Below are 13559 nucleotides of genomic sequence, written 5' to 3' on the forward strand. Positions count from 1 at the left end.
ATGTGATAACTATTATTTTTGTAAAACCCGGCGATTTTACACTGTTTTGACTGTCTTTATTCTAGCAACTATTATTCAAAATAGCTAGGACAAACAACTAAATAATAGTCAAAGTAGCTGACTAATCCATTTGATAAAAAGTCGATAGAGGCTTATCTTATGTTATAATTGTAAAGGATACTTAATGGACAGCGACTAGAAAGAAGGGTTTAACAGTGGCAACAACATTGCGATTAGCACCACTATTTACTAATCATATGGTTATGCAACAAGATCAGACAACACGTTTTTTTGGTTATGCAGAACCCAATCAAGAAGTAACTGTAACGATTTCAATGGGCGGTAGCGAAGATACAATTGAAACAGGAATTGCTGATGATACAGGATACTTTTTAATTGAAAGTATCTCATTTTTAGCACCTACAATTGTGACCGTTCTAGTTAAATCAGGAACAGATAAAATAATTTTACGCGACGTACAATTTGGAGATGTATTCTTGATTGCTGGACAATCAAATGCTAACTTCAAAATGGCTAAAGATGATGAATTTGATCATAATAAAACAATGCCAATGATGAATTTACGTTTTATCAATATACCTGAAAAGCAATCAACAGAAGAAAATCCATGGCAAATTGTTGATGAAGAAAATATTGGTAACGTTACAGCATTAGGCTATTATATGGCTAAGAAGGTTCGTCAATATGATGAATACACACCAATTGGCCTTGTATTATGTGCTAAAAATGGGACTTCAGCTGCAAGTTGGGTATCAGAAAGTACACTAATAAATAACGAGACTTTAAAAGCAGCTTATGTTGATACTAAAATTCCAAGTTTAGAAGAATCCGATAATTTATACGATACGATGTTATCACAAGTGGGTCCTTACCGATTTAAATTGTTAACTTGGTATCAAGGTGAACGAGATGCAGGAATAGATACAAAACATTATGGGTTACTTTTGAAAAAATTAATCCGTGAATGGCGCAAAACGCTTAAACAAAATAAATTACCAACTTATATTATTCAGTTACCACAATATAATCATAAGATAGCTAATTCATGGGCTGAAATTCGCGATGCACAACAAAAGTTTGCAGCAACAGAAAATCGGGTTTACTTAGTTACAGCTATGGATGAAGATTCAGCTAACGAGATTCATCCAAGTAGTAAAAGACAATTAGGTTATCGTGTAATCGAATTATATTCTAATTTTGGTAAATTCGATGAAATGCAAACAAGTCCACAATTATCTGAAATTTCAGCTGATGTAAAACAAATGCGTCTTAACTTTTCAAATTGTGAACAACTTGAAACAACAAATGATATTGATTTAAAATGGATCATGCCAGGGGATGTTTTAAAACCTGCAGTGATTGATTTAGGTACAAATGATATCAAGATTCGATTAGAAGAAGAATCAATTGGCTTACAGTATGCATATGCAAATGTAACTTCTGCCGGCTTATGGAACGAAAACCATATTCCAGTTAGTCCTTTTAAAATCTACTTTGATTAATCTTAATAAGTTCTAAATAAAGCAGCCTTACAATTTAAAATTGCAAGGCTGCTTTATTTTAGTTAGTCAATCAAAAAGGCAACTGACTGATATGGAGCTAACGTCATAGCTGTTTCTAATTTGATATCGGTTGGATAATTATTGATGACAGTTGATATTTCCCCGGTAAATGCAGGTAAAGTAATCGTTGTCGTTGTACCATAGAAATTATTTAAAACAATTAAACGTTGATTTTTTAGTATTCTTTGGTAAGCAAAAACTTGAGTATCGTCCATTAAAAGAGGTTGATAATCACCAACAGAGACAATTGGCAGAGTCTTACGTAATTTAATTAGTTGTTGATAGTAATTAAATATTTCGCCGCGTACTAATTCATTTTGAACGTTGACGATAGACTGATTCATTGGCATCAACCATGGTTTTTCAGCTGAGAACCCTGCATACTCAGAGTTATTCCATTGCATGGGAGTACGACTATTATCACGAGATTTTGCTTGAATAATGTCTAAGGCTTCAGTTTCACTGAGTCCTTTCGCTAATAATGTTGGGTAAATGTTTTTGGTTTCAATATCATTATAATCAGATAAATGCTGATATTGAGGATCGCTCATCCCAATTTCTTCTCCCATATAAATAAAAGGCGTTCCACGTAATAAATGAATAGTTGTCGCTAGCATTTCGGCAGATTTTTCACGAAAATGGACGGGATCACCAAAACGATTAATAGCACGAGGCTGATCATGATTATTCCAAAATAAAGCGTTCCAACCATGACCAGCTGTCATACCTAATTGCCAATCATTTAGAATGTTTTTTAAACTCATAAAGTCAAAAGGCATCGTCGTCCATTTATTTCCATGGGTATAGTCAACTTTTAAATGGTGGAAGGTAAAGACCATTGATAACTCGTTGTTTTTGCCTAACGTGTATTCAATACAATTATCGATTGAAGTAGAAGACATTTCACCAACGGTCACAGCATCAGGGTCTTGACCAAAACTAGATTCGTTAAGTTCTTGTAGATATTGATGAACTATTTTTTTATCTGTATACATAAGTCTACTATCAGTACCATAAGGTGCATCAAGTAAATTGACATCTTTACCGATGACATTGATAACGTCGAATCGGAAACCTTTAACACCTTTGTTGCGCCAAAAATTAACAATCTTGGCCATTTCTTTTCGAACTGCTGGATTATGCCAATCTAAGTCTGCTTGAGTTGGGTCGTAGAGATGAAGGTAGTACTTACCCGTATTTCCGAAAGCTTCCCATGCAGGACCACCAAATTTAGAATCCCAATTAGTTGGAAGCGAGCTATCTGGTTTTGCTCCACGAATATAATAGTAAGCCATATATTTTGGATCACCTTTTAGCGCTTTTTGGAACCATTCATGTTCAGTTGATGTATGGTTAAAAACCATATCCATCATGACATCGATGCCTACAGATTTTAGCTTGGTAACAAGTTCATCAAAATCAGCCATAGTACCAAACTTAGGATCAATATGATAATAATCTGAGATATCATAGCCATTATCATTTTGTGGTGATATGAAAAAAGGATTAAACCAAATCATATCAATATTGAGTTGTTTTAAATAAGGTATTTTAGCGATAATCCCTTGTAAATCGCCCAGGCCATCATTGTTACTATCATAAAATGATTTTGGGTAAATTTGATAAATAATTTTATCTTCAAATGTCATCGTTATTCTCCTATTAGTTATATTTTCTTCGTCCGTCGTGCAAAATCAACAAAACTAAAACGATCTGAGCGGTGAATAGCTTCGGTAATCTGAAATAAACGACTATCTTGTAAATAGGTTTCACTTCTTATGACAACAACAGATTCTGTTTTTGGAATGTTTAATAATTTTTGGATAGTTGTATCTGCTGGTTCAACTGTAATTTTTTTAATAGCATAACTGATTTCTAAGCCTAATTTATTTTCAAAATAATCATAAAGCGAATTTTGGGCAACTGCTAAAGGTATCTCAGGTACGATATCTGAAAGTATGTAGTCACGATCAATAACACTGGGTTCATTTTTAACAAGTCGTAGACGTTCAATAAATGTCGCTTTATCGCCAACAACAGACTTAGGTGCAAAACTCTCTATAGGAATAGTTGTGACAAGTAACTGTCTAACTTGTGTTTCCGAATTCATTTGAAGAGACTTATTCAGTTCCTCATATGAAGTAATACCTGAGACGGGAAAAGCGAATCGTTGAATATCTAAAACAAGCGATCCTTTGCCTCGAATTTTTTGAATATAGCCATTGGTTAGTAAATTTTGGAGAGCCTTTCGAATTGTTTCGCGAGAAGTACCGTATAAATGGCTCAATTGAATTTCACTAGGTAGGAATGTTCCTGATGCGTAAATATTATGTGTGATTTTAGTGACAAGATCTTGATAAATACCTAAATGTTTATTTTGGTTCGTCATAATAGTCACCTCCAATGATAAGGTTATTTTAACATAAACATTCTAGTCTATACAAGTATATATAAATGTTAATTTAAAAGAAAAGAAAGCGTTGACATCCTGTATAGACAGGTTTATTATAAGGATAACTTGAAAACGCTTAATCGCTGTAAGCGAATCTAGTTAAATAAATTAAAAAAAATGGGGGAGAGAACAATGTCGATTTTTAAAAGAAAACAAAAGGTAAATGATGATAAGTTTTACGCACCAGCAACTGGGGAGTTAATTGATTTAGAAAATGTGAGCGATTCTGTTTTTGCTCAAAAATTAATGGGTGATGGCTTCGGATTTAAACCAACCGCAGGGGAAATTTATAGTCCAGTATCTGGAACTATAACATTGGTTGCATCAACAAAACATGCTATCGGATTCACGATGGATAATGGACTTGAAATTTTATTACACATGGGTGTTGATACGGTTGATTTAAAAGGTGCACCATTTGATATTAATATTAAAAAAGGTGCTCGTGTTCATGGTGGTGAATTACTTGGGACTATGGATTTAACACAAGTTTCTGAAGCACAATTAGACAATGTTTTAATGGTAGTAATTACAAATACACAAGATAAATTAGACAAATTAACATTATCGGAACCACAACCTTTTGAAGGTGGCACGGAAGTGGGATCTGGTACTGCAAAAGGGGAGGAATAGTTATGGCAAAAGATTACACACAATTAGCTACAGACATTATCAAACAAGTCGGTGGTAAAGAGAATATTAAGAGTTTAATCCATTGTATTACGCGGTTACGATTTTACTTAGTTGATGAAAGTAAAGCAGACGATGAAGTGATTAAAAATTTAACAGGTGTAATTGATGTTCGTCATGCTGTTGGACAATATCAAGTTGTTATTGGACCAGCTGTTACTGATGTCTATGATGCAGTTATTGCACAATTAGGAACATCATACGCAGGTGGCGAGGTCGATGCTGCCGATGATGCACCAGCTGAGGAAAAACCAACAACATTCCGTGGAAAATTGAATGCTGGATTTAATACTTTGATTGGTGTTATCACAGGTTCTATGATGCCAGTAATTGGATTATTGGCTGCTAGTGGTATTTTAAAAGGATTACTTCAAATGGCTGTCGATTTTCGTTGGACAGAAGCCACATCACAGACTTACATTTTCTTATCAGCCATGGGAGATTCAGCATTCTATTTCTTACCTATTATTGTTGGATTCACAGCTGCACAGAAGTTAAAATCTGATCCAATTATTATGGCTATTGTTGGTGGTGTCTTGGTATATCCTTCACTTTTTGGTATTGCAACAGGAACAAAAGTGTTTGGACAACTTTTGGGGATGTCATTAAATACTAACTTATTTGGGATTCCAATTCATATGGTTAACTATACTTACAGTATTTTCCCAATTATTGCTGGAGCATGGTTAGCACATTATGTTGAAAAAGGACTCAAAAAAGTTATTCCACAAGTTTTACGAATGATTTTTGTACCATTGTTAGAAGTTATGATCGTTTCGGCCGCTATTATCATTATTGTTGGACCTATTATTACGTTAATTAGTACAGGTATTTCTATTATTTTAAACACAATTTTAACAGCAAACTACCCAATTGCAGGTTTTGTTATTGGTGGATTATATCAATGTTTAGTTATCTTTGGTTTACATTGGGCAGTTGTTCCTTTAATCGCAAACGATATTGCTTCAAAAGGCTACAGCTACTTAAATGCAATTGTTTCAATTACAATGGTAGCTCAAGGTGCTGCTGTAATGGCAGTTATGATTAAATCAAAAATGGCTAACATTAAAGAATTATCTGGTGGTGCAGTTATTGCAGCATTCAGTGGTATTACAGAACCAGCTATTTATGGGATTACCTTAAAATATGGGCGTGTCTTCTTAGCAGCTAATATTGGTGGTGCAGTTGGTGGATTAGTAGCCGGACTATTAAACGTTAATATGTACGGATTTACTGGTTCATTAATCGGATTCCCTTCATTCTTTACACCTTTAAAGTTTGGTGGAGGAATGAGTAACGAAATTAACTTTTGGATTGCATCAATTGTTACAATAATCGTAGCATTTGGTTGTACTTGGGTCTTTGGATTTAAAGATTCCGATGTACTTGCTGAAAAAGAAGTTAACCGTCGTAAAACAATTGGTAAAGATGCATAGAATTGTAAATTAACTAAAATGTTTATGTGATTATATAAAAATGTCAAAGGGATATTTATCTCTTTGACATTTTTTTTGTAACAGATAAATTATTTGACTATCTAAGTTTACAAGTGTAAACTAAAAATATAAATTAATGGAGGCGGTATAAATGGATCACAAAGATATGAAAGAAATGGATCACATGAATATGAATCATAAGGATATGAAAAATATGGACCACATGAGTATGGATCACATGGATATGGAAGGAATGGACCACGATCAAATGAACATGGGTGGGCACATGATGCATATGGGAAATCTAAAATTGAAATTCTGGATTTCTTTAGTTTTAGCAATTCCTATTGTTTTAATGACACCTATGATGGGGATTAACTTACCCTTACAGTTTACTTTCCCTGGATCTGATTGGGTTGTAGCACTTATTGGTACTGGATTATTTTTCTATGGCGGTAAAACATTTTTAGATAGTGCAAAGATGGAGCTTGCAGATAAAAAGCCAGCAATGATGACCTTAATCGCAATGGGTATTAGTGTGGCATACTTGTATAGCTTATATGCTGTTGTGATGAATAATCTTGTAGATCCAAGTCATCATGTTATGGATTTCTTCTGGGAGTTAGCAACGTTAATTGTCATTATGTTGTTAGGTCATTGGATTGAAATGAACGCTGTTATGTCAGCAGGAGATGCTGTTCAAAAATTAGCACAACTCTTACCTAAACAAGCACATATCGTTAGAGAAAATAAAAAAATTGAAGATGTTGATTTAACAAATGTTCATGTTGGAGATATTCTGTTAGTTAAAGGAAATGAAACGATTCCAGCTGATGGAACAATTATTTCTGGTAAAACAAGCGTCGATGAAGCTATGATAACTGGTGAATCGAAACAAGTTGAAAAAGTAGTAGATGATGAAGTCGTTGGTGGATCAGTTAATGGTAATGGAGAAATCCAAATGACTGTAACGGGAACTGGTGAAACAGGTTACTTAGCTCAAGTTGTTAAATTAGTCACAAAAGCGCAGTCAGAAAAATCAGATACGGAAACGTTAGCTGATAAAGTTGCGGGATATTTATTTTATGCTGCCATGACTGTTGGTATTTTAGCATTCATTGTATGGTTAATTACAGGGACATTTAGTCAGGCATTATCAATTCTTGTAACTGTTCTAGTGATTGCTTGTCCACATGCTTTAGGTTTAGCCATTCCATTAGTTGTTGCGAGAAGTACTTCTTTATCAGCTAAAAATGGCTTATTAATCAAAAATAGAAATGCGCTAGAAGTTGCACACACAATTGACACATTACTTGTTGATAAAACAGGAACTTTAACTGAAGGTCATTTCGTGGTAACCGGATATAAAACATTTACTGATCAGTTTTCTGAATCAGAAATTATCGGATTGATGGCGTCGTTAGAACGTGGATCGACACATCCTTTGGGTAAAGGAATCATTCAAAAAGCAGAAGATTTAAAAATTGAGATTCCAACTGCAAGTGAAACACAACAAATTAATGGTGTTGGATTAGAAGGACATATTAACGATGATGCATTCAAAATTGTTTCTGAAGCTTATGTTAATAAACAACAGTTATTAACGGATGAAATGGCTTCTGACAACGAAGGAGATTCAATTAGTTATTTAATTCAAAATGAAAAAGTGATTGGGTATGTTGCTCAAGGGGATCAAATTAAACCAGAATCATTTGGTTTAGTCGAAAAATTAGAAAAAATGAATATCAAAGTGATTATGTTAACTGGTGATAATCAACAAGCTGCTGATAAAGTTGGTGCAAAACTAGGTATTGTAGATGTTCGTGCTAACTTAATGCCTGAAGATAAGGCTAAAATTGTTAGTCAGTTAGAGGGCGAAGGACATAACGTTATCATGGTTGGTGACGGTATTAATGATGCGCCTAGTTTAGCAAGTGCAACAATAGGGATGGCAATTGGTTCAGGTACGGATGTTGCTGTCGACTCTGCAGACGTTATATTAGTTAAAAGTAATCCGATGGATATCATAAAATTTTTGAAATTAAGTCGAAACACAAGATTGAAAATGATTCAAAATCTTTGGTGGGGTGCAGGTTATAATATTATTGCATTACCATTGGCTGCCGGCGTTTTAGCACCAATTGGCTTTATTTTAAGTCCATTAGTGGGTGCAGTTGTGATGTCGTTAAGTACAATTGTTGTTGCAATTAATGCAATGATGTTACACGATTAAGAGATAAAAAAATACCACCGTTGATAGTAGTTATCAATGGTGGTATTTTTTAATTTAATCTTTAAAATTGTCGTTTTCAACATCTGATAAGAAGGTACTTAAATGATCAAAGTAAACAGGAGCGTTATCGATCATATGATGATGACCACCCTCAGGAGTTGTTTCAAGACGAGCATGTGGAATTGTTTCTGACATTCTTTTAGCTGTTGCTAAAGGCATTGTTTCATGTTCGCCAAATGTGATTAATGTTGGGACAGTAATATTTTTAATGCGGTCACGAGTAGACCAGTCTTTTAATTTACCAGTCACAACGAATTCATTGTTACCTTGGAAGTAATTATAAACGGGTTCAGCCATTGTGCTTACTAAATGAGAAATTTGGGCTGGCTTTTTACGATCAACATAGCCGTCATTTAAAATATCGACATAACCTTGGTAACGGTCATTATCAAGATCGTTATTTTTTTCACATTCTTGCATGTAGGCAAGCGCATCAGCATCCAATTCTTTAGCACGAATAGCATTAACGTTTGCTAAATATTCGTTAATATCATCAGTCATACTTGAGATAATAGCACCTTTTAAATGGTCACCATATTTTAAGGCGTATTCTTGAACAAGAGCACCACCCCATGATTGACCAATTAGGTAGAAGTTATCTAAACCTAATTTAATACGGACTTCTTCAACTTCATCAATGAAGTAATCAATATTAAGAAATTTATCAACATTTTCTTGTTTAGTAAAATCTGGTTGATCAGAATACCATGAACCGAGTTGGTCATACATTGAAACCTGAACGCCAAGAGGTGCTAATTTTTCAGCAAAATTTTCGTAATATTCATGTGTACCACCAGGCCCACCATGTAGACAAAGTAGTTGGATATCACCTTGTCCTTCAGTATGAGTCCAGAGATGATAACCATTATCTAACGTAATAATTTTCGTTCCGTATGCCATATTAATCCACCTAATTTCTTAAGAATAGATTAATCATAGCACTTTTATGATTATTTACCAGAATGAAAGTGAGGATGGTATTTTTTTAAGAGTGTTAGTTGCATATTTTAGTGAGTTAGCTTAAAGTTATGTTAACTAATAAAATTAAAAGGTTAACGGTGTAAAATGAAAACTAAAGACAGTATTCTAAAAATATTAGCTGGACAACAAGATACTATTATTTCGGGAGAACTATTGGCTGAAAAACTTGGCGTTTCGAGAACTGCTATTTGGATGGCTATTAAGAGTTTACAAGAGCAGGGTTTTGACATTAAGACGATTCCACAAAAAGGATATAGTCTAAATGATGGTAATCAGTTGAACGCACAACTAATTCAATCTTATTTAACAACTGACATGATGCAAATTGAATTATTTGATGAAGTGACATCTACCAATGTATTGGCGAAAGAGCGTTCAAGCCAGCCCGATATACAGGGTCCACTGTTAATAGTGGCCAATAGTCAAACAGCAGGATATGGTCGATTTGGTCGAACATTTGAATCACCAGAAGAGACTGGGATTTATATCAGTTATTTATTGAGAATTGATCAACCTATCAAAGATGTTGGTCAGCTAACGACAGCAACTGCCATGGCGGTTAGTTATGCTTTAGAAAATAAATTGAAAATTCAACCACAAATAAAGTGGGTGAATGATATTTATTATCAAAATAAAAAAGTCTGCGGGATTTTAACGGAGGCTGTCACAGATTTTGAAACGCAGCAAGTGACAAGCTTAGTTATAGGGATTGGGCTAGATTTTAAAACAGACCTTAAAAAATTATCTCCAGAGTTACAAGATAAAGTGGGTTCATTAATTGATGAATCGAATAATGTCACACGGAATGAGTTGATTGCTGAAATTACCAATCAATTTATCCAAATCTATCAGAATTACCAAAATGGTGACTTCATGAATGATTATCGTAAACGGTCACTAGTTATTGGACAGACAGTTACTTTAAAAAGTGGTCATCAAGAAATTATTGGTACAGTTGAAACAATTAAAGATGATGGACAGTTGGTATTGAGAGATAAAAATGGGCAAATAACGACTTATATGGCTGGTGAAATTACAAAGGTGAATGTGGAAGGCTTAACAAATGGGACAAAATAAACAGTTAAAACAATTAATTATAGCAGCAGAGTTAGCAGCCGTTTTGGGTGTTTTATCCCAGTTAACCATTCCATTGGGGCCAATCCCGTTAACGTTACAAACCATTTTTATCGGATTATTATCGAGTTTGAGACCGGTTCAAGAAGGATTAAAAGCGGTGGGCATTTATCTCCTATTAGGATTAATAGGAATCCCAGTTTTTGCTGGATTTCATTCGGGACTTTTTTCTTTAATTGGACCAACAGGTGGTTATTTATTTGGTTTTTTAGCCTATATTATCTTAACGGGGCTGTTTTTAAAATGGTATGGTAATGGTCGTTGGCAGTTGTACATGGGGAATTTATTAGGTGCTAGTGTGCAATTAGTTTTAGGAGCAATCTGGTTAATGGTTTACCAACAAACCTCGATGCAACAAGCATTTTTAATAGGTATTTTACCATTTTTGATTGTTGGATTTATTAAAGTTATTTTTGTGTGCGAATTGTCTCATTACTTAATACGTAGATATTGATAAATAAAAAAAGAAAATCATCAATAATTTTTTTGATGATTTTCTTTTTTATTTAGAATAATGATACTGTACTAACAGATTGATAAGGAATTTTAAGACGCGAATTAGCTAAGTTAATAGTATAACTATCTGAATCGTTATTTCGTAAAGTCATCCCAAAATCTGTTGCGTAAATGATTAATTCAATCTGATGACCTTCCTTAATGTGATAGGCAGTTGGTTGTAAATCAAAATCTACTGTGTTGAAAGTTCCTGGAAGGACAGAATCATTTTGATAACGATTTGTCCTATTTTGTAAATTGATATGACCTTTGGAAATCATTTTCCAAGGAGTTTTTGTGGGATTTTTAGTAAATTCAACCAAATCATCTTCACGCCAATGAAATCCCATATCTAAAGATTTTCGTTTGAGAATGGATGGCACGGGGGTGAGTCTATTTTCTTCACCATAATCGATAAGCATGCAACTAATGAGCCCTTTTGTTTGTAGTGCTGCAACAGACAATTTTATGTGAGCAGAACCGGAAATAAACAGCGGTTCTGTTAATGGTTCTGAGATTAATTGGATTCTATTTTTAGCCATTTCTGTTTCTTTAGTTGAAACTAAAGCTTGATTCCAAAGATGATTATCTCTGACGTAGTTGTTAAAAAGGTCAGTTGGTAAGTTATCTTTGAAAGTAGCAAATTGGTGAGCATCTGATGTGACTGATTGTGTTAATTTATTTTGTTGGAAATGATAGGATTGGGTAGGAGAATCCGGGTCTGCCCAATCATCATAAGTGTGCCACGTTTCAGCTTCTAGGTTATCTTGTATGGTGACATTGGGAATAAGTGTCTCAGCACCATTTTCGATATTATAAAGTTGATTTGATAACCATAAATTCATCATATCAGTGAAATCTAATGAGCGAAAGTTATTGATATAGATATGTTTACCTTGGTGTAAGAATAATTTTTTAACAATAGGTAAAGGACGTAATGCTTGCCAAAGTTGTTCAACTTGGCGAGGTTTGACGTTCCAATCATTTAAACCATGGACCATAACAATATTTGCTTTGATATTTTTAGTTTGGTTTAAATAATTACGTTCATCCCAAAATTTATTGTAATTACCAGATGCACGGTCTTGTCCTATAGATAATCGATTCATAACTTTGTCAAAGTAGTCTTGAATATTAGCGTAGTCGGCGGCATCTTTTTGGCGACTTAAACAAAGCGCAGCTAAAACATCTGCATCTTCACCTTGGCAAGCTTCAGGCGCGACGACTAGTCCATTTTCACGATAATAATCATACCAACTTGAAATAGCGGCTTCAGAAATGATTGTTTTTAAGCCGGATACACCAGTTGTTGCAGCTGCAGTAGCAAGCGTACCAAGGTAAGATTTACCAGTCATAGCAACGTTACCATTACTCCAAGTGGCTTTAATTGATCGATTATCGAGTTTATTTGTGAATGCTTGCCGATGTCCCGTTAGCCATTCAATAATGGCGACGGTTGATACCGTTTCTTCAACACTCCCACAAGTACGAATACCATCTGATTCTCGAGTACCAATACCAGCTGCATAGACGATTGCAAATCCTCTAGCTAGCATGTAATCGTTGAATGTATACGAAGATTCACGGCTAAAGGTTTGCTCAGTTTCTGTTGATTCTGAGAGGATTGATCGTGGTTCGGGTAAGTTGGATTTCTGATAGTTATAGGTGATATCAGATTCAGTTAATTCAGTAACTGGTTTTTCGGTAAGCGGGATATCAACGTTGCGCATTAATTCAGAATCATCATTTGTGCCTTGATTGTAAGGACTTGCTGTATAAAGAATAGGTACTTTTAGTCCGGATGTAACTAGTGGTCTTAAAATTTCTGTTTTTAATAAATCACGTTGACCATCTTGGTCAGTATCTAATGGGGCTTCAACGTAGACGACTTCACGAATCAGTTTAGTTGTATCAAAAACAGGTTGCGCTTTTCCATTGAAAAATAAAGGTTTCGCATCTTTATAAAATGAAACAAAGTACCCTTTATTTGCTAGTGTATCTGTGAAGACTTGGCCATTTTTGGTATGTGTTGTCAGTAAGAGATACCATGCGGACCAAAAATCATTAACGGATTCAATAATTTCAATAGAAGGTAACTGAATTTTAGCCATTGCCGTAAATGGGTCATCAATTTTGAAATCGACATCGACTTCAAATTCTAGTAACTGTAATGCAACATTATAAAAGATAACAGGTGTTAATTCCTTTTTTGTAGTAAAAAATTCATAAACAGAAATGGATTCTGTCGCTAATAAGGACATCATTTTTTGTTGTTTCGCACCGATTGTTTGATAGTCGATGAGAATTTTATTGAGTAATTGTTCAAATAAATGTGTAGGATTGGTTTCGGAGGCTATATACAAATTAATAGCTTTAAGTTCTTTTATTTGTGTCTCAAAAGTAGGTGTATAGTTAGCAAATTGATTATTTTTCATAAGTCAAAAACTTCCTTTCAGAATTGAGTAAGACACTGGGTTAAGTATAGCTTAAATGTA

At 34.4% G+C, this 13559-nt stretch carries 8 protein-coding genes and 1 pseudogene; 5 read left to right on the plus strand and 4 right to left on the minus strand.

Annotated elements, in window-relative coordinates:
• Window positions 1-215: 215 nt before the first annotated feature.
• Window positions 216-1523, plus strand: coding sequence for a sialate O-acetylesterase (locus AC1RPY_RS01200; protein ID WP_481760947.1), 1308 nt, complete (start codon window positions 216-218; stop codon window positions 1521-1523).
• Between the two features lie 62 nt (window positions 1524-1585).
• Here AC1RPY_RS01200 and treC read toward each other — a convergent pair whose 3' ends face one another.
• On the minus strand, window positions 1586-3232 hold the full coding sequence (gene treC / locus AC1RPY_RS01205) for an alpha,alpha-phosphotrehalase (protein WP_481760946.1): 1647 nt from the start codon (window positions 3230-3232) through the stop codon (window positions 1586-1588).
• A 17-nt stretch (window positions 3233-3249) separates the two neighbouring features.
• Entirely contained in the window at window positions 3250-3972 is a 723-nt protein-coding gene (gene treR, locus AC1RPY_RS01210; protein WP_481760945.1) for a trehalose operon repressor, read from the minus strand.
• Between the two features lie 195 nt (window positions 3973-4167).
• Between treR and AC1RPY_RS01215 the strand changes: the two are divergent.
• Both AC1RPY_RS01215 and AC1RPY_RS01220 read left to right on the plus strand, forming a co-directional pair.
• Window positions 4168-6161 (plus strand): annotated as a pseudogene (locus AC1RPY_RS01215) (PTS sugar transporter subunit IIABC).
• A 205-nt stretch (window positions 6162-6366) separates the two neighbouring features.
• Complete coding sequence (locus AC1RPY_RS01220; protein WP_481761140.1) at window positions 6367-8394, plus strand: copper-translocating P-type ATPase; 2028 nt, start codon at window positions 6367-6369, stop codon at window positions 8392-8394.
• Window positions 8395-8448: 54 nt separating this feature from the next.
• Here AC1RPY_RS01220 and AC1RPY_RS01225 read toward each other — a convergent pair whose 3' ends face one another.
• Entirely contained in the window at window positions 8449-9354 is a 906-nt protein-coding gene (locus AC1RPY_RS01225; protein WP_481760944.1) for a proline-specific peptidase family protein, read from the minus strand.
• Between the two features lie 165 nt (window positions 9355-9519).
• On the opposite strand from AC1RPY_RS01225, the gene AC1RPY_RS01230 reads away from it, so the two are divergent.
• Window positions 9520-10512 (plus strand): biotin--[acetyl-CoA-carboxylase] ligase, encoded by a 993-nt coding sequence (locus AC1RPY_RS01230; RefSeq protein WP_481760943.1) that lies wholly within the window; start codon window positions 9520-9522, stop codon window positions 10510-10512.
• Window positions 10499-11023: a biotin transporter BioY gene (locus AC1RPY_RS01235; RefSeq protein ID WP_481760942.1), complete on the plus strand. Its 525-nt coding sequence runs from the start codon at window positions 10499-10501 to the stop codon at window positions 11021-11023. Before AC1RPY_RS01230 ends, AC1RPY_RS01235 begins: the two co-directional genes overlap by 14 nt.
• 52 nt (window positions 11024-11075) lie before the next feature.
• On the opposite strand, the gene AC1RPY_RS01240 is transcribed toward AC1RPY_RS01235, so the two are convergent.
• The gene (locus AC1RPY_RS01240; RefSeq protein WP_481760941.1) at window positions 11076-13499 is read right to left on the minus strand and encodes a Xaa-Pro dipeptidyl-peptidase; all 2424 of its coding nucleotides are present in this window, start codon (window positions 13497-13499) and stop codon (window positions 11076-11078) included.
• Window positions 13500-13559: the final 60 nt, after the last annotated feature.

It is taken from the genome of Dellaglioa sp. CoH-56-MRSF-12 (assembly GCF_056782075.1).

What these genes read in the sequence shown, in the direction of transcription:
- AC1RPY_RS01225 (WP_481760944.1), bottom strand. Translation starts at nt 9,354, where the DNA reads ATGGCATACGGAACGAAAATTATTACGTTAGATAATGGTTATCATCTC.
- AC1RPY_RS01220 (WP_481761140.1), top strand. Translation starts at nt 6,367, where the DNA reads ATGAAAAATATGGACCACATGAGTATGGATCACATGGATATGGAAGGA.
- treR (WP_481760945.1), bottom strand. Translation starts at nt 3,972, where the DNA reads ATGACGAACCAAAATAAACATTTAGGTATTTATCAAGATCTTGTCACT.
- treC (WP_481760946.1), bottom strand. Translation starts at nt 3,232, where the DNA reads ATGACATTTGAAGATAAAATTATTTATCAAATTTACCCAAAATCATTT.
- AC1RPY_RS01235 (WP_481760942.1), top strand. Translation starts at nt 10,499, where the DNA reads ATGGGACAAAATAAACAGTTAAAACAATTAATTATAGCAGCAGAGTTA.
- AC1RPY_RS01240 (WP_481760941.1), bottom strand. Translation starts at nt 13,499, where the DNA reads ATGAAAAATAATCAATTTGCTAACTATACACCTACTTTTGAGACACAA.
- AC1RPY_RS01230 (WP_481760943.1), top strand. Translation starts at nt 9,520, where the DNA reads ATGAAAACTAAAGACAGTATTCTAAAAATATTAGCTGGACAACAAGAT.